The sequence below is a fragment of the Methylobacterium sp. 174MFSha1.1 genome (assembly GCF_900116815.1).
GTDB lineage: Bacteria > Pseudomonadota > Alphaproteobacteria > Rhizobiales > Beijerinckiaceae > Methylobacterium.
On sequence record NZ_FPCB01000006.1, the window covers coordinates 262,403 to 287,157 of the forward strand.

Here is a 24,755-nt window from a genome sequence, read left to right on the forward strand (position 1 = left end):
CCGCAGCGCGAGTCGAGCGTGCGCCCAGCCGCACCTACGAACCCCCCATCTCCTCCCGCATGAACCGCGCGAAGCGCGGATCGCCGAGATGCGCGACGTTGACCCGCATCATCGGCGGGCCGGCCGCGCCGTCCGGCAGGAACAGGCCGCCCGGCGCGATCAGGATGCTGCGCGCCGCCGCCCGGCGCGACAGGGCGTCGAGATCGCAAGCGTCCGGCAGGCCGCACCAGAGGTAGTAGCCGCCCCGAGGCTCGCCGAAGACCGGAAGCCCGAGGCCGTGCAGGACCGCCCGGCCCTGGAGAATCGCCGCCTCGATCCGGCCGCCGAGGCGGCGCAGGTGGCGGCGGTAGCGGCCGCTCTCGATCAGCTCGTGGACGACCCGCTCGACGAAGCCCGAGCTGTTGACGCTCGTCACCATCTTGAGGTCGCGAAGAGATTCCCGGACGTCGCGCCGCGCCGCGACGTAGCCGCAGCGCAGGCTGGCCGAGAGGGTCTTGGCGAAGGTGCCGACGTAGATCACCCGGTCGAGCTGGTCGAGGGCGGCGAGCCGGGCCTGCGCCGCCGGCAGCACGTCGGCGAAGGGGTCGCTCTCGACGATCCGCAGGTCGAGGGCGCCGGCGCGCTGGAGCAGCCGGTGGGCGACCGGCAGGGTGAGCGAGCACCCGGTCGGGTTGTGGGCGAGCGAGTGGGTGAAGAACAGCCGCGCGCCGCTCCCCCGCGCCATCGCCTCCAGGTGGGCGACGTCCGGCCCGTCCGGGTTGCGCCGCACCCCGACGATCCGGGCCTTGGCGAGCCGCAGCTTGCCGAAGAGCGGGTAGTAGCCCGGCGAATCGACCAGCACCGGGTCGCCGGGTGCCACGAACTGGCGGATGATCAGGTCGAGGGCGTGGTTGGCGCCCGCCGTCAGCAGCACGTCCTCCGGCTCGGCGTGGATCGCGCGTTCGGCCAGACGCAGCGCCAGACTCCGGCGCAGCGGCAGGTAGCCGTCGGGGCTGCCGTAGCTCTCGCTCGCCGCGGCGAGGGAGGGCCGCAGGGAGCGGCCGACCTCCGCGCTGTCCATCCAGGCCGGCGGCGGGCGCCCGTCGCCGACGCGCACGTCGTAGTGCCGGTCCAGCTGCTCGCGCAGCAGCCAGACGCTGTCGACCGCCCGGAGCGGGGCCGGGGCCGGCGCCGCGATCGGCGCCGGGCGGCGGCCCGAGACGTAGAAGCCCGAGCCCGGCCGGCTCTCGACCCGCCCCGAGGCGACGAGGCGCTCGTAGGCGTGGACGGCCGTGTTCTTCGACACCGCGAAGGCCGTGGCCGCCGCCCGGATCGAGGGCAGGCGCTCGCCCGGGCGCAGGAGCCCGTTTTCGATCCGCTCGGTCAGCCCGGCGACGACCTGCTCGACCCGGGTCCGGGGCTCGTGTGCCGCGATCGTATCCATGCTGTGAAGGGTACGGTCACTCCGGATAAGGTGCAAAGCGTTCCTTGCCGACAGGAGACGGATGGGTACGGTGACTGCAACGGGTAGGTTCTAACAGGCCTGGACGAGGGAGAGCGACGTCCCGGCCACGGCCTCGACGGGCCGTCGCGCGAAGGGCCGACGGTCTCGCGCTCGCCCTCGTCCGGCGCGGACGGACCGCCCGATCGCGGCGCTGATCGACGAGATACCCCATGACGAACATGACTGGTGCCAACCGCACCTCGCGCATCGCCGGCTTCCACAAGAAGACCCCGCGCGAGCGCCTCGACCTCGTCGCCGCCTTCGCCGACCTATCGGAGACCGAGGTCGCGCATCTCGCCGAGTTCGGCAACCTCAGCCCCGACCTCGCCGACCGGCTGATCGAGAACGTCGTCGGCACGATGAATGTCCCGGTCGGCATCGCCACCAACATGCGGATCGACGGCGAGGACGTGCTGATCCCGATGGCGACCGAGGAATCCTCGGTGGTGGCGGCGGTCTGCAATGCCGCGCGCCAGGTCTACGAGGACGGCTTCACCACCTCGGTCTCCGGCAACCTGATGATCGCGCAGGTGCAGGTCGTCGGCGTCAGCGACCCCTACGCGGCGCGCCTGCGCATCCTGGAGCAGCGCGAGGCGCTGCGTACGCTCTGCGACGCCTGCGATCCGGTGCTGGTGCGCCTCGGCGGCGGCTTGCGCGACGTCGAGGTGCGGGTGCTCGACACGTTGGGCGGCCCGATGGTGGTGACGCACCTGATCGTCGACACCCGGGACGCGATGGGGGCGAACGCCGTCAACACCATGGCGGAGGCCGTCGCCCCCCATATCGCCGGCTGGAGCGGGGGTCGGGTCTACCTGCGCATCCTGTCGAACCTCGCCGACCGGCGGCTCGCCCGCGCCCATGCCGTCTGGCGCACCGACGCGATCGGCGGCCCGGAGGTGCGCGACGGCATCGTCAGCGCCTATCACCTCGCCGAGGCCGATCCCTACCGCGCCGCGACCCACAACAAGGGCATCATGAACGGGATCGACGCGGTGGTGCTCGCCACCGGCAACGACACGCGGGCGATCGAGGCCGGCGCCCACGCCTACGCCGCGCGCTCGGGCCGCTACACCAGCCTCACCCGCTACGAGGTCACGGCGTCGGGCGACCTCAGCGCTTCGATCGAATTGCCGCTGGCGGTCGGCCTCGTCGGCGGGGCGACGAAGCTCCACCCGACCGCCCAGGCCTGCCTCAAGATCCTCGGCGCGACGACCGCCGAGCGCCTGGCGCGGATCATCGCGGCGGTCGGGCTCGCCCAGAACTTCTCGGCCCTCAAGGCGCTCGCCACCACCGGCATCCAGAAGGGTCACATGGCGCTGCACGCCCAGAACATCGCCATGATGGCCGGCGCGGTCGGCGACGAGATCGAGGCGGTGGCCCGCGTCCTGGTCGAGGGGCACCGCGTGCGCCTCGACGTGGCCCAGGAGGTGCTCGCCGGGATCCGGCGGGGGTGAGGGGTGGGCGGGCCGCGGCCCTCCGCCTCGTTCCGTCCCATTCGCCATCCCATCCGCGACCTCATCCTGAGGTGCGAGCGTCAGCAAGCCTCGAAGGAGGCCTCCAGACGTCAGTGCGATCCCTGGAGCCCTCCTTCGAGGTCAGTCGATCGTCGATCGATTGACACCTCAGGATGAGGTCGCGGGCGGGAAGAGCAGAGCTGCTCAGTCCTACGACAAGATCCGGACGACTATCACGCTTGCTGTCGATAATGACAAAAACGGGAGGACAACCATGCCCAAGATCACACGCCTCGCCGCCCGCCTGCTCGCCGGCGCCGCCTTCCTCCTCGCCGCCGGCGCCGCCCGCGCCGAGGTGAGCGTGGTGAAGCTCGGGGTGCTCACCGATCTCAGCGGCTTCGCTGCCGATTCCACCGGCGAGGGCTCGGTGGTCGCCGCCCGCCTCGCGGTCGAGGATTTTCGCAAGGAACAGCCGAAGATCAGGGTCGAGGTGATCCAGTCCGACCATCAGAACAAGCCCGATATCGGCTCGGCCACCGCTCGCCGCTGGATCGCGGAAGGTCAGGTCGACGCTATCCTCGACGTCCCGTTCTCCTCGGTGGCGCTCGCCGTGCAGGAGGTGGTGCGCGATTCGAAGGCCGCCTTCATCGCCTCGGGCCCCGGCACCTCGGACCTGACCGGCCCGAAATGCTCCGCCAACACCGTGCATTGGACCTACGACACCTGGGCGCTCGCCCACGGCACCGCGCTCGCCCTGGTGCGCGCCGGCAAGACCAAGTGGTTCTTCCTCACCGCCGACTACGCCTTCGGCCACGCGCTCGAGGCGGATGCCGCGCGCGTGGTCAAGCAGGAGGGCGGCACCGTGGTCGGCGGCGTGCGCCATCCGACCGCGGCGGCGGACTTTTCCTCGTTCCTGCTCCAGGCGCAGGCGAGCCGCGCCCAGGTGATCGCGCTCGCCAACGCCGTCGGCGACACGGTCAACTCGGTCAAGCAGGCGGCCGAGTTCGGCATCACCGGCGGCGGCCAGGATCTCGCGGCGCTGCTGATGCAGCTCTCCGACGTGCACGCGATCGGCCTCAAGGACGCGCAGGGGCTCTACCTGACGGAAGGGTTCTATTGGGACACCGACGACGGCACCCGCGCCTTCGCCGACCGCTTCGCCCAAGCGATGAAGGGCCGCCGGCCGACCGCCAACCAGGCCGGCGTCTATGCCGGCGCGCTCGCCTATCTGCGCGCCGCGGCCGCCGCCGACAGCACCGACGGGCGCATTGTCGTCGCCAAGATGAAGGCGCAGCCGACGAACGACCCGCTCTTCGGCGAGGGCCGGGTGCGCGAGGACGGCCGCCACATCCACCCGATGTACCTGTTCCAGGTGAAGACCCCGGCCGAGTCGAAGGGTCCGTTCGACTACTACAAGCGCGTGCAGACGATCCCCGCCGCCGAGGCGTTCCGGCCGCTGGCCGAGGGGCGCTGCCCGCTGGTCAAGGCGCCGTGACCCTCGCCGCCCGCGGGTGGCGAGAGGAAGTCTGACAGACGCTTGCCCCGCGACCTTTTAAAGAATGAGGATGATGGTTGGTCGCGAGTCGGAAGTTTATCCGACGCGCGCAGGTCGTACTGCGAGACACTCTTTTATCCCACCCTGAACCTCATCCTGAGGTGCGACCGAAGGGAGCCTCGAAGGTGGCCTCCAGCGATCTTAGCAGGATCTGGAGGCCTCCTTCGAAGTTAGATGATTGACAATCGGCTGACGCCTCAGGATGAGGTCGTGGCTGGGACAGAATGTATTGACCGGTCAGGCCGGCTCTTGAGCAAGCAGGTTTCGGGATCAATCTGACAGCGTCTCATACGATTTCCGATTGATCGCTCGGCGATTGCTGCGCAATCGCTGTCGCGATGCGGAAATCGGCCTCGCTCATGCGCCGCGCGGGCTGACGATACGATTTCCGAACTGATCGTTCGGAACTCGTATCAGTGATGCCCGGCCATGTGCCGGCCGATCACCGCGGTCTCGGCCTCCTGCCGGGGTCTCGTAGACGAGGCGGCCCTCCGACATCACCAGGATGCGGTCGGACGGTTCGAGGATCTCGTCGAGATCCTCGCTGATCAGCAGTCCCGCGGCGCCGCCACGATGCGCGAGCGGATGTCCGACACCGCCGCGAAGTCGAGGCCGAAGCACGGATTGACCACGATCGGGAGATCGACCGGGTCGGTCAGCTCGCGGGCGAGCACCGCGCGTTGCACGTTGCCGCCCGACCCGGGTGGAGGGGATGCTCACGCAGGGGCCGTGCAGGAGGATTGACAGCGCCGGCCTGTCAGAATGGATCCCCGCCATTCGTGCGGTCGACGACACTCCGGGTGATGACGAGAGCGACGGTCTTCTCGGTCGCTGCCCGATCACGCCGCAATCGGCAGCGTTCCTGGCCTTCGGCTCCAAGTCAGTGATTTCGATGTATTTTTTTGTGGGAGGCCGGTGTCCACTTGATCGGCCAATGTCATGCCGTATTGAGGACTTTAGTCCCATCTTAATTCTCTGCGGCAAGCACGTTCACAACTTCTGTTTGACTGTCGATATAGCGCATTCCGTTTTTAGTTGACTTGATATTTCAGGATATATTAAATATTTTGTTCATAAGTTGGCTACATAGATCGACAGAGTTATTTATACTGATCTGCGGAATATATTCTTTATGCATGACCTGCGCAAACTTGGTTTTGTCGGCGACCGGTCGGGCAGCATGTCGGTGGTCGGGGCCGTGATCTTGCTGGTGGTCGGCGTGGTGGGTCTCGTCGTCGTCGAGTTGTCGCATCTCTACCTCGTGCGCGTCCGATTGCAGCGGACAGCGGATCTCGCCGGCTTGGCGGCGATCGCCACGCCGGGCGCGATCGTGAACGGTGCGCTCACCGACGCGGCGACCGCGACCGGCCGCAACGTCGCAGCGCTGAACGGCGTGCGCGCGACCGAGATCGTGTTCACGGTGGAGCCCTCGCCCAGCCGGGACGGCAGCATGTCCCTGCGCACGACCGTGTCGCGCGACATCAGCCTCTTCAGCGGGCGATCGTTCTCGTCCAACGGTTCGAAGCGCGTCGATGCCGGGTCCTGGGTGGGGGTGAACGACGGCAGCACGCCGGGCGGCCGCCCGGCCTGCGTGGCGGCCGTCTGGGGGTCCGTGCGCCTCAGCGATCAGGCCGTGCTCACCGGATCCGGCTGCTACGTCGGTGCCAAGACCTACATGGAGGTCTGTGGCGTCTATCCGGGCTTCCCGGTCCTGGACGTGACCGGCGTGACGATGGGCTACCGGCGCCTCAAAGTCGTCGAGCAGCTCTGCGCGGGCGCCAGCTCGTCCCCGCCCTACGCGCGCTACACCTTCTCGGGCAGCGTCACCGACAGCCTCGCGACGAATGCCTCGGTGACCGCCCTCAAGGGCACGCTGTCGGCCCTGGCCGCCAGGGGCTGGCCTCACGGGCGGGCGCAGCCGGTGGCCCCGCGCGTCCTGCCGCCGGCCCCGCCCGCCCTGCCGCTGTCGATCGCCGGGACGGCGACGCTCGTATCGACCGCGGTGTACGGCGCCCTGACCATCGCCAACGGCCTCGTGACCTTCCCCGGAAGCGGCAGCCCGGACGAGGCCTGCGCGGCGCCGACCATCGTCAATGGCGGCCTCACGCTCTCCGGGGCGACGCGGCTCCTGTTCGCGCCGGGCTGCTACGTGGTCATGGGCGACATCGCGCTGGACCGCGCTGCGACGGCCTCGTTCGAGACCGTCCCGGGGGTGACCTTCATGGTCATGGGGGCGCTCAGCAACGGGTCCGGGTCCCTGGTCCTCGGCGCCGCCCGCTACATCCTCCAGGGCGAGGTTCGGAACATCCAGGGCGGGTCGCTGACCCTCGGCGACGGGCCCATCCAGAGCACGAGCCGCCTCGTCAACGGCTCGGGCACGCTCACGGTCGGCGCCGGCGACCACGCCTTCAACCTCGGGATCGAGAACCGTGGCGGGACGATCGCGATCGGCGACGGGGCGTGGCTGTCCCTGGGCGGGCTCTCCAACGCCGCCTCGGGGACGATCGGCTTCGGCAGCGGGCCGTTCACCTTCTATCTCTGCCCGATCAGCAATTCCGGAACGATCACCTTCGGCAACGGCCCCTTCAGGTTCGATCACAGCGCGATCTCGAACCTGGGCACGCTCCGGCTCGGCGCCGGTCCGTTCGCCTTCGACGCCGCCGGGATCTGGGCCGGAACCAACGCGATCACGAGTCTCGGCGTCGGCGACGTCACCCTGTACGGCAACGGCTTCCTCGACTTCAACGGCGGGCAGGCGACGTTCGGTGCCGGCGGTTCTCCGGAAGCGGGGGCCGGCCTGGTGGCGCTGCTCGGCGGCGATCTCCGGATCATGGGCGGCACCGCCTTCGTCGCCGACGGCGTCACGTTCGGTCTGCGGGGCGGCAGCGTCTTCATGGTGCTCACCGATCCGGGCAAGTCCAGGCTGATCGCTCCGGGCGGCACGCGGCCGAGCCGCGGGTTCAAGGACCTGCTGATCGGCTCGTTCTCGATCCTGGACGCGTGGGACCCGGCCGGTGCGAGCGGCAGCGTGTCGATCCGCGGCGAGCCCGGCACGCTGACGATGGCCGGCACCGTCTACGTCCCCCACGGATACGTCGACCTGTATGGCGGGGTGACGGTCCAGCCGCCCTCGGGCCGGTGCCTCGGCGCGATAGCCGGCCTCGTGTCCATTCGCGAGCAGGTGCGGGTCACCGCCCGACCCTGCTTCGGCCTCACCGCCGCCGTCACCAGCTCCGCTCCCGCGCTCATCCAGTGAGGCTTAGCGCATGCATCCGGCTCCCTCGCCCGTCTCGCGCCTCGGCCTGCGTCGCCTCCTGCTGGATCGCCGCGGCGTCGCGGCGGTCGAGTTCGCGCTGCTGACGCCGATCCTGCTCGCCCTGCTGCTGAGCCTCTTCGACGCCTGCCTGGCCTTCCGGCAGATGCTGCGGGTCGTGAACGCCAACGCCGCCGCGGCGAACTACGCCATCTCGGCCGGCGCGGGGCTCGGAAAGGCCGGTCTCGCCGCCTTCGCCGCCGACGTCGCGGCGATCGTGCGGGGGAGCGCCGACGGGTTCTCGACCGCCGAGGTCACCGTGCTGATCAACAACGCCGCGGACGGCTCCTCCATCGAGACCTTCTACTGCGTCTCGGGCAGCCCGCCCCGCTGGACCGCGACCGGCTCGTCCAGCACCGCGTGCGGCGATTCCGCGACGTCCGGCAAGTTCGTCACCATCACGGTCTCGCTGCCCTATCAGCCCCTCATCCGGACCAGCGGAGCGTTCACGCGGTTCGCGGCGATCGCCGACACCGTCACCGCGAGGATTCAGTGAGATTGCCGTCGTCCTGCGTCGCCGCGGCGGGCCGGTCGCCCGGGGCCTGGCGCCGGTTCGCGCGAGGCCGGTCCGGCAGCTTCGCGGTGGAGTTCGCGCTGGTGCTGCCGGTCATCGCGGCCGTCCTGTCGGGTGCCACCGCCTTGGCCCTTGGCTTCTGGCGCCAGAACCTCCTGGAGCAGGTCACCGGCGAGGTGGCGCGCTGCATCGCGATCGGCGCCCCGATCTGCACGGGCGACGACGGCGATTGCGGCAGCGCCGATCGCGGCGTCTGCTACGTCATCCAGGTCGCGGCTATCCGCGGCCTCCCGGACCTCGTGCCGCCGCGGGTGACGATCGACCGCGCGATGAAGCGCGGGACCGCCAGCGTCACCGCGGTGACGGTGTCCTACCCGTTCTCGATGTTCTGGGTGAGCGTGTCGTTGTCCGCGTCCGGGAGCTTCCCGAACCAGAGCTGAGGAACGCGCCTCCCGCGCGCCGTTGAGCGCGGCGCAGGGGGCGAGGGTTGCAGCCAGGCCTTCGCGGCGGGATCGCGGGCCTCGATCCGCTCCACGCAGGAGCGGACCAGGGCCTCGCTGGTCAGCCGTCCGTGGCGATGGCGCGCGAGGTCGCGGCGGCGGTGAGGCAGCAGGGCTCGCTCACCGCAGGGGCACCCGGAAGACGTGGGCCGGCTCGTCCTCCTTGGAGGATTGGCGCGGGATCGCGAGGCCGGCCGCCGCCGTCTTGTCGAGGAGGAGGGCGAGCTCCGCCACCTCCGCGGGCGCGAGACCGTCGAGGCCGTAGCGGGTCGCGTAACGCTCCGCCTCGGCGAGGTGCTCCGGCGAGACGGATGGTGGGGTCGTGTCGGGCATGATCGGCTCCGGAGCGTGCGGGGCAGGGTCGGGTTTGCGGGCGCGCCAGGGCGTGGCCGCCTCGTAGGCCTGCGCCACCCGCAGCACCGTCGCCTCGTCGAAGGTGCGGCCGACGATCTGGGCGTTGAGCGGCAGGCCGCCGGCGTCGAAGCCGGTGCAGAGCGACAGGGCCGGGTGGCCGCTGAGGTTGAACGCCGCGCAGGCGGTGTCGCGGGTGAAGGCCGGCACGGTGTCCGGCTCGCGCAGGCTCGGGGCGACGTGGAAGGCGCCGGGGATGAGCAGGGCATCGACCGAGCGCACCAGCGCGTCGGTGGCGAGCGCGAGCCGCCGCCGCTCGCGCAGCGCCGCCAGGTAATCGACCGCCCGGACGCAGAAGCCGGCCCCCATCTTGGTCCTCAACGCCCGGCCCATCTGCCCGCGCCGGGCGAGGAAATCCTGCTCGTGGATCGAGAACGACTCGGCCCAGTTGATGGTCCAGGCGACCGCCTGGTAGGTCGAAAGCGGCGCCGGCAGCGACACTTCGCGCAGGATCGCGCCCGCTTCCGCGAGCCGCTTTCCCGCATCCTCGATTCCCGCCCGGATCGCCGGATCGACCCCGTCGAGGTCGCGCACGATCCCGATCACCAGGCCGCGCACGCCCTCGTGCAGGCCTCTGCGGTAGTCGGGGACGGGGGCGGTCGCGCTCGACGGATCGCGGGGGTCGAACCCGGCGGTGGCGCCGAGCACGATCGCCTGGTCCTCCACGGTCCAGGTCAGGGCGCCGGTATGATCCAGCGACCAGCAATTAGGCAGGCAGGCGGCGCGGCTGTTGCGCCCGAAGGTGGGTTTGAGCCCCTGCAACCCGCAGGCGGCGGCCGGCAGGCGGATCGACCCGCCGGTGTCGGAGCCGAGCGCGAAGAGCGCGGTGCCGCCGGCGACCGCCGCCCCCGCCCCGGTCGAGGAGCCGCCGGTGAAGCGGGCGAGGTCCCAGGGGTTGCGCGCCACCGGGTAGGGCAGGTCGTGATAGACCTGCCCGTCGCCGGTGCCGTACTCCCAGGTGTTGAGCTTGCCCATCAGGATCGCGCCGGCCCGCTCGAGCCGCGCCACGATGGTCGCGGTCTCAGGCTGGGGCGGGCTGTCCTGCATCAGGCGCGAGCCGCCGGTCGTGGGCAGCCCGGCGACGTGGTAATTGTCCTTGATGCCGAACGGGATGCCGTGCAGCGGCCCGCGCCAGCCGCCGGCCATGATCTCGGCCTCGGCTGTCCGCGCCGTGCTGAGCGCCCGCTCGGCCAGCACCAGGAGGTAGCTGTTGAGGCGATCGTCGACGGCTGCGATCCGGGCGAGCATCGCCTCGACGAGCTCGACCGGGGACACTTTGCGGGATCCGATCAGCCGGCCGGCCTCGGCGACGGAGAGGGTGTGGAGCTCGCTCATCGGGACTCTCTCATCGGGACTCTCTCATCGGACTTGGGCCCTCTCCTTGCGCCATGGCGTGGCCGCCTCGTAGGCGGCGGCGACCCGCAGGATCGTCGCCTCGTCGAACCGGTGGCCGACCACCTGCCAGGACAGGGGCAGCCCTTCGGGCGTGAAGCCGGTGCACTGGACGAGGGCCGGGTGACCCGACAGGTTGAAGGGCGTCATCGCGGTCTCGACCGTGAAGGCGACCATCTCGTCCTGCCGGTCGAGCCGCGGCGCGACCCGGAAGGTGCCGAAGGTCACGAGCGCGTCGAAGCCGGAGAGGAGCCCGTCGATCCCGTCGGCCACCACCCGGCGCTGGCGCTGGGCGGCGATGTAGTCGGCCGCCCGCTGCAGCGTGCCGCCATGCATCTTGTCGCGCAGGGCCGTGCCCATGAGGGCGGCATCCGAGCGATACTCCGCCTCGTGGATCGAGGCCGATTCCGGCGGGCCGATGAAGCGCGAGAGCCGGAAGCACTCCTCCGCCGGCACCGGCAGCCGGGTCTCGACGATCGTCGCGCCCAAGCCCCGCAGCACGTCGAGGCCGGCGTGAAGGGCCGCGGCCATCGCGGCGTCGGGGGGCGGGAAGCCGGGGCCCGGATCGGTCACGGCGGCGATGCGAAGCCCCTTCACGCCGCCGCCCAGCAACCGGGGATAATCCGGCACCGGCACCTCCTCGGTCACCGGGTCGGCCGGGTCGTGGCCGGCGATGGCGGCGAGCACGAGGGCCGCATCCTCCACCGTCCAGGTGAAGGGGCCCGGGATGTCGAGCGACCAGCAATTCGGCAGGAGGCCGTGGCGGCTGACCCGCCCCGGCGTCGCCTTCACGCCGACGACCCCGCAGGCGGCGGCCGGCAGGCGTACCGAGCCGGTCGTGTCCGAGCCCAGCGCGAACAGCGCCGTCCCGGCCGCCACCGCCGCCCCCGCCCCGATCGAGGAGCCGCCGGCGAAGCGCGCGAGGTCCCAGGGGTTGCGGGTGGTGGGAAAGACCGTGTCGCCGTACTCGCCGCCGTTGCCGGTGCCGTATTCCCAGGTCGAGAGCTTGCCGAGGCAGATCGCGCCGGCCGCCTTCAGCCGCGCCACCGGGCCGGCGTCGCGGGTCGCGACGTGGCCGAGGCGCAGGCGGGAATTCGCCACCGTCGGCAGGCCGGCGACGTCGTAATTGTCCTTCACCGCGAAGGGCAGGCCGTGCAGCGGCCCGCGTCGTCGCCCGGCCGCCAGCTCCGCGGCGGCGACCTGGGCCGCCGCGCGGGCGCCCTCGGCATCGACGTGGACGTAGCTCGGCATGCGGGCATCGACCGCGGCGATCCGGTCGAGGAAGGCCTCGACGAGGTCGACGGGCAAGAGCGCGCCGGCCGCGATGCGCCGCGAGGCCTCGGCGACGGTCAGGCTCCAGAGGGGGTGGTCGGTCATGAAATGGCCTGCCGGGAGGAGGGGAGGGCGGTCACGCGACCACCACCGGGGTGAGGTCCTGCAGCCAGCTCTGCGCCTGGACGAAGCCCTTCACGTTCGGCGCGAGCGCCCGTGGGTTGAGGTCGTGGACGACGAAGATCCACATCGCATCCTCCACCACCACCTCGTGGAGTTGCCCCAGGAGCGCGTTCTGCGCCGCCGGATCGAATTCCTGCTTGGCGGCCCTTGCCAGTTCTTCCGCCTTCGGGTTGTAGTAGTTGCCCCAGTTGAAGCCCGAATCCTTCATGAACCGGCTCGCCGGGCCGATCAGGCCGATATCCGGGTCCCAGTAGGCGAAGGAGTTGTTGATGCCGTGGCGCCCCTTGTTCTCGGGCGCGGCGGCGCCGAGGCGGCGGCGGGTGCGCAGGGTCTCCCAGTCCATCACCTCGAACTCGACCGCGATGCCGACGTCCTGCAGGTTTTCCTTGATGAACTCGTTCATCGGCAGCGGCTGCATCTGCCCGGAGCCGGCCGGCGAGATGATGATCCGGGCCTTGACCGGCTTGTCCCGGCTGAACCCCGCCTCGGCGAGCAGCGCCCGGGCACGGTCGGGGTCGTAGCTCAGGTCGAGGCTCGGCTTGCCGAACCAGGGATGGCCCGGATCGATCATGCCTTTGGCCGGGGCCGCGAGCCCGCCGAGCAGGCTCACCAGCCCCTCGCGGTCGATCGCCATGTTGGCCGCACGACGCACCCGCACGTCGAGGAAGGGCGAGCCCTCCTCGAAGCTGAGCATGTAGGGCCAGATATGCGGGTAGACGTTGGTGACGATGTGCATCTTCGACTGGCGCAGGCGCGGGATCGCGTCCGGCGGCGGCGCCTCGACGAAGTCGACCTGGCCCGACAGGAGCGCGGCGACCCGCGCATTGACGTCCGGCATCGGGATCAGCACCAGGCGCTCGGATTTCGGGATCCGCGTCCTGTCCCAGTGGTCGGGGTTGCGCACGAGCTCGGCCCGCTCCCGCGCCCGCACGCTGTCGAGCCGCCACGGCCCGGTGCCGGAAGGTTTCTGGGCCACCTTGTTCCAGTCCCGGCCCATCTCCTCCCAGCGCGCCGGGCTCGACATGAAGACGCTCGCCAGCGAGTAGGGCAGGACCGCGTCGATCACCTTGGTGGTGATCTCGACGGTCGCGTCGTCGATCTTGCGCCAGCGCGCGATGCCGCCGGTATAGAGGCTGCCCTGCGTCGCCTGCGGCAGGTCGAATTGCGGCGACGACCGGTCGAGCAGCTTGTCGAGGTTCCACACCACCGCGTCGGCAGTGAAGGCCGATCCGTCATGGAAGCGCACACCGGGGCGCAGCCTGAAGGTCCAGACCCGCTTGTCCTGCGGATCGACCGTCCAGCTCTCGGCGAGTCCCGGCACGATGGTGGCGGCGCGGTCGCTGCGGGAGAGGTCCCAGCGGGTCAGGCCGTCATAGAGCGTGATGCCCATGAAGCGCACGCCTTCGGCGCCCTGGCTCGGCTGGCCGGTGGTGAGCGGGATGTCGCCCGCCGTCATCGCGACCCGCAGCACCCCGGGCCGCGACTGGGCGCGGGCCTCTGCGCCAAAGCCCAGCGACAGGCCGGCGGCGGCGCCGAGCTTGAGAAATTCGCGCTTGTGCATCCCGTGTCCTTGCCCGGCGCCACGATGAGTCCCGCCTGGACGTGTCCTCCGTCCGGCAGGGCGGGCCCGCCGGCTTGTCGTCTCTTGGGAGGTGGTCAGAGCAACCTACGTGCCAGGCGGGATGCGGGGGCGGAATAGACTCCGGGCGTGCGCCCTCGTGTCGTTACCCGGCGTGCGCCCGCCGAGAAGGGGGGCGCATTGCAAGCTCTTGGAGCCCACTCCATGAGGGGCGTGCGAACTGCCTGACGAGAACCATGGCGGCGGGGACCAGGAAGGCGACCGCGTAGACTACAGTTGCCGCGTAGGCGCGGTAGTCGCGCGAGCCAGCGGCAGCGGCCGATTCTGCCGAGCGCGTGCTCACTCACCCACGGTGTGGGCTGCGCGGCAACGCCTGTACCACCCAGGATCGACGTTCTTGAGCATGACGGTCATGGCCTCATCGACCTCTCTCCTCCCCGATGGCCGTGATCGTCAACCATTGCTCGTTAGGTAGATATGGTAATCCACAGTCGCGCAGAAGTCGCGTCTCTGCTTTGGATCTTGTCCATGACGTATTTTACGATGAGCCGGCATCGACATAATTAGTCAGTTTTTTATACAAATATCTGATATGTTTGCCAAGTTCTCGCTGGAGCTTTCCGATCATCCCTTGATTATCTCAGTGCCAACTCATAAGGATTATGCGGCTATCACGTAGGCGGGATCGAAACGTTGGGGGGCGCCAGGACCACTCAGCTGGAGGTTGGCCAAGTCGCAGCACGCTCCAATGATTTTAGGGAAGTCCGATAGTAAATGGGGTTTACTGGTTTTAATGGCGAATCTAATATCTGCAGGAGGTTATAGCGGAACGAGAAAATGCCCGAATCGCATCTGCCGAAGAGTACAGAAAATTCACAAGATGAATACTGCAAAAATATTTTAAAGAATATTAGAAATTTGCGCATCGAGAACCGGACGAGAGAAGCGATAACAATCAGTATCAAATCATTTATCGAACATCCACATTATGTAGATGAGAGTCACGAGCCTGCCTTTCTGAAGCAATATATTATATCTTTAATCGAAACCGGAAATTCAACGAGGGCAAAAGAGTTCCTCGAGGATATGTTTTGCGATAAAATTCCTTTGTGGTGTCACATCACGATTGGTCGAGCGGCAATAAAAAATGGAGATGTTGATACGGCGATTGAATCGTATCTATGCGTGCATAAAATTACACCTAACAGCACTGAGGTTATTGATGCGTTGATATCTATAACAAAAAACCATCGATCACGGCTGGCAGCAATCGAACTCATTCGATTGTACAGCACTGAAGACAATACGCATAAAGGAATGATGGCCGATTTAGCGCGCATTTTTACGAGGAATAATGATCAAGAATTGGCTTCGGGGTTTTTTAGATTGGCTCACGGACATAAATGTCGCATAGTCCAAACCAGTGACCCGGTTAATTATTTCCCAATGATCATGGAGACGTTGCGCGTCAATCAACATTACGCCAGTCTAGTCGGCGCCAGTTACGAATGTTTTTTAGGGCTGCACGTTGGATATCACCCTTGGCATGCTACATTCAACCGTATTCCAATGCTCAAAAATATGATTGAGCAGGGATATTACGGATGGGTTTTGTATATCGATGCGGATGCGTATATCTACGATTACACTTTCGATCTTTGGGGCTATCTCGATGCGCATAAGCACGAAGCTCTTATAGCAGCCCCTGGATCAGGAAAAGCTCCTTGGGATATTAATATCGGAATATTTTTTATTAATCTTGGAAGTTCCATAGGGCGAGAAATCGTCAACAGATGGCACGCAGAGTTTGAATCGACGCTCACCGAAAGTACAATGCTGAACGCTTCTGAGCCATGGGTAAATATCGCAAATGATCAGAGTATCATTCAAGGTATCTTGCGAGATAATCCTGAATATTTAGAGCATTTGTATATTGAGTCAAATAAGATAATAAACTCTTCGAAAGCGAGTTTCATAAGGCAAAAACTACGCAGGCAGGGAGTAAGTTTCGCCGAACGTCTGGACGAAATTCGTATGGAGCTCAAAGATTTATAGTAAAATAAAATGCCCATATAATATTTTTGGGCAGCTTACCATACAATTACGGGAGATGATAAACATGCTGACTTGTATTATCCGTGACAAGCTGTGTTATAAAAAATTATCTGCATACAATATTCTGAGTTTATTGAAGAATGCCATAGTTATTTTTTTCGTCTTTGGGATGTCGCCCGTACTTTCCAGCGAGCGGGGACTTTTGAATAGTCATATTGTCGGATATCAAGGATGGTTTCAATGCCCATCAGATGAATTAGGAGCAGGTTGGAGCCACTGGTTCCGCGCAAATCAGCCAGATATTCAATCAGTTACAGTAGATTTGTTGCCGGACATGCATGATTACGACGAAGATGAGAAGTGTAAAACAAAAATAAAACTTCCTTCGGGGAAGACACTGGAACTGTTTTCCTCGCAAAATAAGAAGACAGTAGATCGTCACATTTCATGGATCGCAAAATATAATATTGAGGGCATTGCGCTTCAAAGATTTGTTGTAGCGCTTGAAAATGAATCCGGGCGAAAAAAATACAATAGAGTCATGCAGCTGATGAAACAATCAACGGAAAAATTTCGAAAAAGCTGGTATGTAATGTATGATATTTCGAGTGCAAATGCAAAAACTTGGGCCGATACAATTTATAATGATTGGAAAAACTTAGTTGAAAGTGGTATAGTGGGTAGTAGCAGTTATATGATGCATAAAGGTCGTCCTGTTATTTCTATCTGGGGTCTGGGATTCAAAAGTAGGCCCGGGAATCCGGAAGAAGTGCTTGAACTAATGCGCAAGCTTCGTGCTCTTGGAGTAGGTGTAACTATTATAGGTGGTACACCAACGGGATGGCGCCTGTTAACCGGAGACTCAAAGGAAGACGCCGCATGGCGGGACGTCTACAACGCCCTTGATGTCATAAGTCCATGGTCTGTCGGGCGATACAGAGATGTCGTCTCTTTCAACAGGCATCTCGAGATCGTCAAAGCAGATATCAATTACGTATATTCACAAGGAAAGGATTATCTTCCAGTTGTTTTTCCAGGGTACTCATTTGCTAATACATCAAACAACCCAACGTTATTTAACTTGATAAAGAGAAATTGCGGTTTATTTTACTCGAATCAGCTAAAAGGGCTACTTTCATTCGAAAGAATAAAAATGATTTATACGGCAATGTTCGATGAAATGGACGAAGGAACCGCTTTGATACCAGCCGTCTCGGAAGACTATTCTGAAACGATGGCTGGAAAATTTGTTCAAGATGATACAAAAAATTGTAACCGCGATCCGTTCGCATATCTGAAGCTCGCTGGAGCCGCGGCAATCGTGCTGAAGAAACAACAAAGAAACGACGCGATTCGGCAGTATTTTAGAGAGTGATGCTCTTTGCTGCGTCTAACCGTTGCCTTAAACGATCTGTATTAGATTCGACACAGTACGAAAATGGGATGTGATCGGACTAGGCAGGAGCGGAGGCGAGGTTGCGGGGAGGCCTGTCGTAGCGAGTGGCGACGCTACGGATGTCCTTAAGACAGCGAACGCCGCCGTGACCCGTCCCCGCCGGGTCTCGGGGCGACTTGGCGTGACGGATCGGCTCGGGCGGGTTGGACCGCGCCGGGTTTACCGGAGGCTCTGCCTTCCGATACGATGGAGCCATGACGAAGCGAGCGACGTGGTTTCCCGTTGAGGAGCGCGAGCGTTCCGTGCGGATGGTGCGTGACTAGAAGGGCGAGCATGGATCGTGATGGGCGGCGATGCAGTCGCACCGTTCGACAAAGCCAAGTCGTTGGAACTCTTCACGGATGCGGTGCAATCGCGAAGCTCTCCGGTCTATGACTTTGCTGTATCGTCTTCGACGAACCGGTATCCACTCCGTCGCAGAACGCTCTAGCAACCGGAGCAGATCGAGCTCGTGATGCGCCGGACGCGCTTTTCGTTCTGCTGGTCGCGTTGGCGCGCCTGCTCCGTGTTCCGCTGGTGGATGGCCTGGACCGCCGCGACTCTGGCCAGGACGCTCGGTCCCTCGGCGAGAGCTGTCGGGAGCGCCATGGGCAGGGCGGCGGGAACGGCGATATGAGCGGAGCCCTCCGGCGCGATCGCCGCGAGTTTCTGACGAGGTGTGCGGGTCGCCTCCGGCCTTGGCGTGGCGATACCGGTGCCGGCGAGCACGCGCGACGGTTCGACGAATCGTTGCTTGGCGGTGGTCGCCTGAGGGATCGGATCCGGTTCAGGATCGAAGGTGTCTTCATAAGCGACGGCGGCCGGCGCGACACTCAGCGGCGCCGCATGCTGACCGAGGCCGAGGCAACCGCCCAGACCGATCGTCAGACCAACCGACACCATCTTCGCGTAGATCGTCACCTGAAGCCTCCTCGCCCAAGCCAGATCCTTGCTGGAGCTTCAGGACGAAATTGCGACCTTCCGCTTAACGGCGGGTTCAGCCCGAGGTCGCGGCACCGCGCGCGCCGCGTTCGACCCGATCGCGGGCAGTGTCCAGGGCGATAAAACTCGCCAAGGGCTCGGCGAACCGGCTACAGCAAGGCCCGGGAGGTCGCACCCATGCCTTCCAAGCAGCCGTACGGGCATTGCAGCAGGACCGTTCGCGAAGGGGAAAAGCGATGTTTTACGGTGATTTCAAATCTGAAGATTTCTCGTTCCTACAAGCGTGCCTGATCAGATTCAAATCCATATTTGGTACCGTTGCTTACGGCGATAATAATATCATCATCGGAAAGACTTGCTCGTTCCTGCAAGACTCGAAGCTGAAGGCGGCAATTGAGCGCCATGCTACGAACGACCAAGAGCGATCGCTCATATTTCGCCTCAATACCCTGCTTTGGGCGATGGAAAATGCATTGAAGATCGAAGGCGATATCGTCGAGTGCGGCGTATGGAAGGGTTTTTTGTTTCGTGTCCTCGCAGATTATTTCGATTTCGCGAAGATCGATAAAACGATGTGGCTCTATGATACCTTCGCCGGGATACCGGCAAAGTACGATACCGAGAAGCACGACAATCCTGTCTTGCACGAAGAAAATTTGTTCGAAAAGGTGGTTCTGAAGTTTCGAGCATATGACAATATCAGGGTGATCAAAGGGCAGCTGCCTGACGTTCTGAAGCAGAGGGCGCCGCAGTCGATTTCGTTGTTGCATCTCGATCTCAACTCGTCGCGAGCGGAAATCGAGACGCTCGATGTCCTCTTCGATCGGGTGTCGCTCGGTGGAATGATCGTGTTCGACGATTACGGTTGGTCCGCGTACAAGCCTCAGCACGATGCCGAGAAGGACTGGGCCGACAAACGCGGGTACCGCATTCTGGAGATGTCGACGGGACAGGGCCTCCTTGTGAAGCGGTGACGGGTTGTCGTTCGAGACTTCCGCGCCTTGTGATCGGGTGGTTCGTTCCGGCGTGTTCGAATCGTCAGCGCTTGAGTTCCGTCGTCACGACCCCGCTCCTGCTTGCATGACGCTCTCGAAGGCGCTTTTTTCTCCGAATCAGGTCAGGGCCGTCCTATCCCATGCGCGATACGAACAGGCGCGAGCAAGCGCGAACGACGCCGCACGCTTTGCCATGGGCGATGAGATCGATGGTCCTTCGGTGAGGACGCGCGATTCCAGGCGCCGGCTCGGTTGTTGGCGACCCGTGCCGGCTGCTGCGTGAGATGAGTTCATCGTCTCAGCGTTCGATCACGAGCAGATGGATGCCGCGATGAAATGGTATACGTGCTGCAACGAGGCGGCACTCGAGGCGGGCGGCGAGACTCTGATCGCAGCGGTCGAGTCCTGCCTGCGCTCGACGTCCCTGAAGCCTCACCTCGTCTACGATGGCCCAGACAACGCGCTACTTTCCTATTTTCGCGATCGGGGCGTCGTCGTCATCCTGCATCGCTTGAGCTTCTCAGCCGAGTTGGATCGTCATCGGGGCATTGCGGCGATCAATTACAACTGGCTGATCGGTAATGCGTTGCGATTCGATATACCGAAAATCGAAAAAGACGATCAATTTATTCTATACACTGACACGGATGTCGTTTTTCATCAAGACATCGAGTTGGGTGGTCTGTCCGCGCCGCTCGCAGCCGTTAAGGAAATCATCATTCAGGGCGACGTGATGCATGAGGCCGATCGCGCGTTCAATGCCGGTGTCATGGTCATGAACGTGGTGTTCATGCGCAGCCTCTACGACATTTTTCGCCAATCACTGATCGACATCGCGTCCGGAAAGCTCGTCAATCCCTGGTACGATCAAGGAGTCTTGAACTCGATCTGTCAGGGATTGTGGCTGCCGCTGCCGCAAAACCTGAATTGTCGCCCATTCTACGGTTGTGAGGGCTCACCCACGATCTCGCATTTTCAGTTCCTCAAGCCGCATATGATCACCGGCCGATCGGAGCTGGTGGACCCGAGGCCGCGGGACGAGGCGCTGTTGCGGCGTGGTGCCCCGGCCTATGCCACCCTTCGGCAGGAAGTCATCGACCTCGTGACCCCGCAGGCGCGCGCGGCGCTTCTCTCTGCCTGTCCAACGGCACGATTGTCGGCCTGATGATCGACCATCGGAAGGCTTGCGCCAAGCGTGAATCGGCGGATCCCGCATGCGTGAGAAGCTCCGCGTGATTCTTGCCGCTTGATCGACGCTGAGCGAGCAACAACCGCCGATCAGCGGCGTGGCTGGGACGAGCGGATCCTGCGGACCGCCCTAGATCAGTCCGGCCACGGGAGGTGACGACATGAAGCTGCTGCTGACGCACACGCCGCGCATGCGCGAGCAGTATTACGGCCCCCGGGCGCTCGCCGCGTTGCGCGACCTCGCCGAGGTGCGGCTCCACGAGGGCGACGACCCGCTCGACGCGGCTGCCCTGACCGCGGCCGCCGCGGAGGTCGACCTCGTGGTCTCCGACCGGCTCACCCCCGGCCAAGCTGAGATCTTCGCCCGGCTGCCGCGCTTGCGGGCGTTCCTGCGCTGCGCCGTCGACATCCGCACCATCGACGTTCCGGCGGCGAGCCGGGCGGGCGTGCTGGTGACCCATGCCGCGCCCGGCTTCGTCGCCTCGGTCACGGAACTCGCCCTCGGCTTCATGGTCGACCTGTCGCGCGGCATCTCGCGGGCGACGCGAGACTACCAGGCCGGCCGTGCCCCGCAGGTAAGGATGGGGCGCCAGCTCGCCGGCAGCCGCCTCGGCATCATCGGCTACGGGGCGATCGGCCGGAACCTCGGGGCGATCGCCAGCCATCTCGGCATGGAGGTGCTCGTCTCGGATCCCCACGTCGCGGTCCCGGCGGGCCAGGGCCGGCTGGTCGCGTTCGAGACGCTGATGGCGGAGGCCGACATCGTCGTGTGCCTGGCAGTCGCCACCGAGGCGACCGAGAACCTGATCGATGCCCGCGCCCTGGCGCGGATGCGGCCCGACGCGGTGTTCATCAACCTCTCGCGCGGCAACCTCGTCGACGAGGCGGCCCTGGCCGCGGCGCTCGACGAGGGCCGGATCGCCGGGGCGGCCATGGATGTCGGCCGCGCGCCCGACCAGATGCCCTCGCCCGGCCTCGCGCGCCTGGGCGGCGTGATCGCCACCCCGCATATCGGCGGCCTCACGCCGCCGGCGATCGAGGCGCAGGCCTTCGACACGGTGGCGCAGGTGCGCGCCATCCTGGCGGGGGAGGTGCCCGCGGGGGCGGTCAACGCGGAACACTGGTCGCGCCGGCCGTGACGAGAGCATTCTCCGACGAAGTGGATACCGGTTCGTCGGAGAAAATGCGGCAAAACCAAAGGCCTGGATAAGCTTCGCGATTGCGGGGCGCTCCCGTCCCGGTCAGCGCCGCCGCGTCGTCCGGGCGGGTTTCGGGCGCGCGGGGACGTCCCGGGCCGGCGATGCGGGATCGGCCGCGTCGAACCCGGACGCCCAGGCCGGCGGCCCGTCGGCGAGGGCGTAGTCCAGGCAGCTGTCGATGTGGACCTTCAGGATCCGGGCCGCCCGCTCGGCGTCGCGCGCGAGCGCGCAGGCGAGCAGGTCGGCGTGCTCCCGGATCGACCGGTCGCCGCGGAAGATGGCCGCGAGCGACAGGTAGCGCAGGTAGCGGTCGTGGATGGAGCCGAGGGTCTCCATCAGCACGCGCGAGCCGCAGGCCGAGGTCAGCGCCTGGTGGAAGGCGCGGTCGCATTGCCGGACCAGGGTCGGATCGGCGTCGGTCGCCGTCAGCATGCGGTTTTCGGTGACCGCGAGCTTGTGGTGGGCCGCCACGACCCGCGCCTCCCAGTCGAGGTCGCCCGCCGCGAAGGAGAGGGTGAGCGCGTGCCCCTCGAGAAGCAGGCGCAGGGCCGCGATCTCCCGGAACTCGGTCGCCGAGGCCGGCGCGACCTCGAAGCCGCGCTGCGCCTCCGCCACGACGAGCCCCTCGGAGGCGAGGCGGTTCAGGAGCTCGCGCATCGTGCCGATGCTGACGCCGTAGCGCCGGCTCGCCTCGTCAAGCCGCAGCCGCTCGCCCGGGGCGAGCTGGCCGAACAGGATGTCGGACCGGATCCGGGCATGAACGACGTCGCCGACCGTCTCGCCGGCGGCCCCGGCCGCGATGTCTGAGGGAGCACCCATGGCGCCCTCTTTGGCACCACGGGGCGCGCGGCGCAACGTATGAGGGATTGCTTATCGTTGGATGATCGCATAATCCTTCGATCATAGGAGCACCTGCCGGAAGCGGCGAGGATGCTCCGGGACGCGGCGAGGCTCGATCGGGCGCGCCGCACCGGGGGAAGCGACCAGGTGAACTACACGCTCGATTTCGGGCCGGTCGTCGCGGGCCTGCCCGACCTCCTGAAGGGCTGCGCCGGCACGCTGCTCCTCGCGGTCGCCGGGATGGCGATCGCCCTGGTGATCGGCGTCGTCGGCGTCGTGCTGCGCGAATCGCCCCTGCGCCCGCTGCGCTGGGCGGTGATCGCCTTCGTCGAGCTGATCCGGAATACGCCGTTCCTGGTCCAGATCTACTTCGTGTTCTTCGCCCTGCCGCTGATCGGCATCCGCCTCGCGCCGACGCCGACGGCGATCATCGCCCTCGGGTTGAACGGCGGCGCCTACGCGATCGAGATCATCCGCGGCGGCGTGCAGTCGATCCACAAGGGCCAGGTCGAGGCCGGCTACGCCCTCGGGCTGCACAAGCGCGACGTCTTCCGCTTCATCGTCCTGCGCCCGGCGCTCCGGGCGGTCTACCCCTCGTTGACCGGCCAATTCGTCATGCTGACGCTGACCACCAGCATCGCCTCGGCGATCGCCGCCTACGAGCTGACCTCGGTCGCCAAGCTGATCGAGAACGAGAGCTTTCGCAGCTTCGAGGTCTACGGCACGATCACGGTCCTGTACTTCCTGATCTCCTGGCTGATGATGCGCGCCTTCGGGCTCGTCTCGCGCCGGTATTTCAGCTATCCCGTCAAGTAGGGGCGCGACGATGGGCTGGCCCGAATTCCTGTTCCTGCTCGAGGGCATGAAGTGGACGATCGCGCTCTCGGCGATCGGCTTCATCGGTGGCGGCATCGCGGGCCTCGCGGTCGCGCTCGCCCGCACCTCCGGCAAGCCGATGCTGGAGCGCGCGACGGCGGCCTATGTCAGCGTGTTCCAGGGCACGCCGCTCCTGATGCAACTCTTCGTGGTCTATTTCGGCCTCGCCCTGGTCGGGCTCGACCTCGCCCCCTGGGAGGCGGTTGCCCTGGGCTTCACGCTGCATGCCAGCGCCTATCTCGGCGACATCTGGCGCGGCGGGATCGAGGCCGTGCCGCGCGGCCAGTCGGAGGCGGCCCGGGCGCTCAGCCTCGGCTACGTCTCGCGCATGCGGGACGTGATCCTGCCCCAGGCCTTCCGCGTCTCGCTGCCGGCGACGATCGGGTTCCTGGTCCAGCTCATCAAGGGCACGTCGCTCGCCTCGATCGTCGGCTTCACCGAGCTCGCGCGGGCCGGCAACATGGTCTCGAACCAGATCTTCAAGCCGCTGCTCGTCTTCGGCATCGTCGGGGCGATGTACTTCGCGCTCTGCTGGCCCTTGTCGCTCTACGGCTCCTGGATGGAGCGGCGCCTCGCCGCGCCGACGCGCTAGAGCATTTTCCGACGAAGTGGACACCGGTTCGTCGAAGAAAATGCGACCAAACAAAGATTTGGAGAGCTTCGCGATCGCAACGCGATCGTGAAGCGCCCCAGCCGGATCTCGGAATCAAGAAGGGGAGGACACCATGGAACGCCACAGCATCAGCCGCCGCAGCCTCGTCGCGGGAGCGGGCGCCGCCCTGGCCCTGCCGGCCCTGATGACCGGCCGGGCGCTCGCCGTCACGCCCGACCAGATCAAGAAGCGGGGCCGCGTCATCATCGGCATCCAGGGCGACAACCCGCCCTGGGGCTACGTCAGCAGCGCGGGCAAGCAGGAGGGCATCGACGCCGATATCGGCGAGCTCTTCGGCAAGGAACTCGGCGTGCCGGTCCAGTTCATGCCGCTCGAAGTGGCGAACCGCATCCCGGCCCTGACCTCGGGCCGCTGCGACGTGCTGTTCGCCACGATGGCGATGTTTCCCGACCGGGCCAAGGCGGTGCAGTTCTCCAAGCCCTACGTCGCCAACCAGATCGTGCTGCTCGCGCCCAAGACCGTCGCGGTGAAGACGAACGCCGACATGGGCAAGCTCACCATCGCGGTGGCCCGCGGCGCGGCCCAGGACACCGAGGTGACCCGCAACGCGCCGCCCGGCACCAACATCCTGCGGCTCGACGGCGACGCCGCCTCGATCCAGGCCGTGGTCTCCGGCCAGGCGCAGGCGGTCGGCGGCAACATCTTCTACATCCGCCGCCTCGACGAGGCGAAGCCCGGCGTGTTCGAGCAGAAGCTCACCTTCACGAGCATCTACAACGGCGCCTGCACCCGGCTCGGCGAGAAGGAGATGAACGCGTTCATCAACACCTTCATCGACAAGATCAAGGCGAACGGCGAGCTGAAGACGATCACCGACAAGTGGATGAAGGCCGAGCAGCCGCCGATGCCCGAGCGCATCGAGGGCGTTCCCTTCACCGCCGCTTGAGCGCGAGGAC

Annotated in this window: 19 protein-coding genes and 1 pseudogene; 13 read left to right on the forward strand and 7 right to left on the reverse strand. The window is 65.6% G+C overall.

Annotated elements, in window-relative coordinates:
- Positions 1-34: 34 nt before the first annotated feature.
- Complete coding sequence (locus tag BM430_RS04615) at positions 35-1,423, reverse strand: aminotransferase-like domain-containing protein (RefSeq protein ID WP_093565851.1); 1,389 nt, start codon at positions 1,421-1,423, stop codon at positions 35-37.
- 239 nt (positions 1,424-1,662) lie between these two features.
- Here BM430_RS04615 and BM430_RS04620 point away from each other — a divergent pair, with 239 nt between their 5' ends.
- A complete protein-coding gene (locus BM430_RS04620) occupies positions 1,663-2,937 on the forward strand; it encodes a hydroxymethylglutaryl-CoA reductase, degradative (protein WP_093566009.1) in 1,275 nt (424 codons plus the stop codon).
- A gap of 274 nt (positions 2,938-3,211) precedes the next feature.
- Positions 3,212-4,432: an ABC transporter substrate-binding protein gene (locus BM430_RS04625; RefSeq protein ID WP_093565853.1), complete on the forward strand. Its 1,221-nt coding sequence runs from the start codon at positions 3,212-3,214 to the stop codon at positions 4,430-4,432.
- A 473-nt stretch (positions 4,433-4,905) separates the two neighbouring features.
- On the opposite strand, the pseudogene BM430_RS04630 reads toward BM430_RS04625, so the two are convergent.
- A pseudogene (locus tag BM430_RS04630) lies at positions 4,906-5,190 on the reverse strand (ABC transporter ATP-binding protein); the annotation flags it as partial.
- Positions 5,191-5,624: 434 nt separating this feature from the next.
- Here BM430_RS04630 and BM430_RS04635 point away from each other — a divergent pair.
- Genes BM430_RS04635 through BM430_RS04645 form a run of 3 tightly spaced genes read left to right on the forward strand, consistent with a single transcriptional unit; the run spans position 5,625 to position 8,759 of the window.
- Positions 5,625-7,748: a pilus assembly protein TadG-related protein gene (locus BM430_RS04635; RefSeq protein ID WP_093565855.1), complete on the forward strand. Its 2,124-nt coding sequence runs from the start codon at positions 5,625-5,627 to the stop codon at positions 7,746-7,748.
- Positions 7,749-7,758: 10 nt separating this feature from the next.
- Entirely contained in the window at positions 7,759-8,301 is a 543-nt protein-coding gene (locus tag BM430_RS04640; protein WP_093565856.1) for a TadE/TadG family type IV pilus assembly protein, read from the forward strand.
- Positions 8,298-8,759, forward strand: coding sequence for a TadE/TadG family type IV pilus assembly protein (locus BM430_RS04645; RefSeq protein ID WP_143131961.1), 462 nt, complete (start codon positions 8,298-8,300; stop codon positions 8,757-8,759). The genes BM430_RS04640 and BM430_RS04645 overlap by 4 nt, the downstream gene beginning before the upstream one ends.
- A 180-nt stretch (positions 8,760-8,939) precedes the next feature.
- Here BM430_RS04645 and BM430_RS04650 read toward each other — a convergent pair whose 3' ends face one another.
- Genes BM430_RS04650 through BM430_RS04660 form a run of 3 tightly spaced genes read right to left on the reverse strand, consistent with a single transcriptional unit; the run spans position 8,940 to position 13,638 of the window.
- Positions 8,940-10,565 (reverse strand): amidase, encoded by a 1,626-nt coding sequence (locus tag BM430_RS04650; RefSeq protein ID WP_093565859.1) that lies wholly within the window; start codon positions 10,563-10,565, stop codon positions 8,940-8,942.
- Positions 10,566-10,589: 24 nt separating this feature from the next.
- A complete protein-coding gene (locus BM430_RS04655; protein WP_093565861.1) occupies positions 10,590-11,999 on the reverse strand; it encodes an amidase in 1,410 nt (469 codons plus the stop codon).
- A gap of 31 nt (positions 12,000-12,030) precedes the next feature.
- Positions 12,031-13,638, reverse strand: a complete 1,608-nt coding sequence (locus BM430_RS04660) for an ABC transporter substrate-binding protein (protein WP_093565864.1) — start codon at positions 13,636-13,638, stop codon at positions 12,031-12,033.
- Positions 13,639-14,493: 855 nt separating this feature from the next.
- On the opposite strand from BM430_RS04660, the gene BM430_RS33810 reads away from it, so the two are divergent.
- Both BM430_RS33810 and BM430_RS33815 read left to right on the forward strand, forming a co-directional pair.
- The gene (locus BM430_RS33810; RefSeq protein ID WP_143131962.1) at positions 14,494-15,711 is read left to right on the forward strand and encodes a hypothetical protein; all 1,218 of its coding nucleotides are present in this window, start codon (positions 14,494-14,496) and stop codon (positions 15,709-15,711) included.
- Positions 15,712-15,775: 64 nt separating this feature from the next.
- The gene (locus BM430_RS33815) at positions 15,776-17,086 is read left to right on the forward strand and encodes a glycoside hydrolase family 99 protein (protein WP_143131963.1); all 1,311 of its coding nucleotides are present in this window, start codon (positions 15,776-15,778) and stop codon (positions 17,084-17,086) included.
- Positions 17,087-17,593: 507 nt separating this feature from the next.
- Here the strand turns inward: BM430_RS33815 and BM430_RS04665 are convergent.
- The gene (locus tag BM430_RS04665; protein WP_093565866.1) at positions 17,594-18,067 is read right to left on the reverse strand and encodes a hypothetical protein; all 474 of its coding nucleotides are present in this window, start codon (positions 18,065-18,067) and stop codon (positions 17,594-17,596) included.
- 128 nt (positions 18,068-18,195) lie between these two features.
- Between BM430_RS04665 and BM430_RS04670 the strand changes: the two genes are divergently transcribed.
- The 3 genes from BM430_RS04670 (at position 18,196) to BM430_RS04680 (ending at position 21,410) form a co-directional block, all read left to right on the forward strand.
- Positions 18,196-19,062: a TylF/MycF/NovP-related O-methyltransferase gene (locus tag BM430_RS04670; RefSeq protein WP_143131964.1), complete on the forward strand. Its 867-nt coding sequence runs from the start codon at positions 18,196-18,198 to the stop codon at positions 19,060-19,062.
- Between the two features lie 340 nt (positions 19,063-19,402).
- Positions 19,403-20,248 (forward strand): glycosyltransferase family protein, encoded by an 846-nt coding sequence (locus BM430_RS04675; RefSeq protein WP_093565869.1) that lies wholly within the window; start codon positions 19,403-19,405, stop codon positions 20,246-20,248.
- 184 nt (positions 20,249-20,432) lie between these two features.
- Positions 20,433-21,410, forward strand: coding sequence for an NAD(P)-dependent oxidoreductase (locus BM430_RS04680; protein WP_093565871.1), 978 nt, complete (start codon positions 20,433-20,435; stop codon positions 21,408-21,410).
- A 102-nt stretch (positions 21,411-21,512) separates the two neighbouring features.
- Here BM430_RS04680 and BM430_RS04685 read toward each other — a convergent pair whose 3' ends face one another.
- Entirely contained in the window at positions 21,513-22,289 is a 777-nt protein-coding gene (locus BM430_RS04685) for a GntR family transcriptional regulator (protein ID WP_093565873.1), read from the reverse strand.
- Positions 22,290-22,457: 168 nt separating this feature from the next.
- Here BM430_RS04685 and BM430_RS04690 point away from each other — a divergent pair, with 168 nt between their 5' ends.
- The 3 genes from BM430_RS04690 (at position 22,458) to BM430_RS04700 (ending at position 24,745) form a co-directional block, all read left to right on the forward strand.
- Positions 22,458-23,126, forward strand: a complete 669-nt coding sequence (locus BM430_RS04690) for an amino acid ABC transporter permease (protein ID WP_093566010.1) — start codon at positions 22,458-22,460, stop codon at positions 23,124-23,126.
- Positions 23,127-23,136: 10 nt separating this feature from the next.
- On the forward strand, positions 23,137-23,778 hold the full coding sequence (locus BM430_RS04695; protein WP_093565874.1) for an amino acid ABC transporter permease: 642 nt from the start codon (positions 23,137-23,139) through the stop codon (positions 23,776-23,778).
- Positions 23,779-23,911: 133 nt separating this feature from the next.
- On the forward strand, positions 23,912-24,745 hold the full coding sequence (locus BM430_RS04700; protein WP_093565875.1) for a transporter substrate-binding domain-containing protein: 834 nt from the start codon (positions 23,912-23,914) through the stop codon (positions 24,743-24,745).
- Positions 24,746-24,755 lie beyond the last annotated feature (10 nt).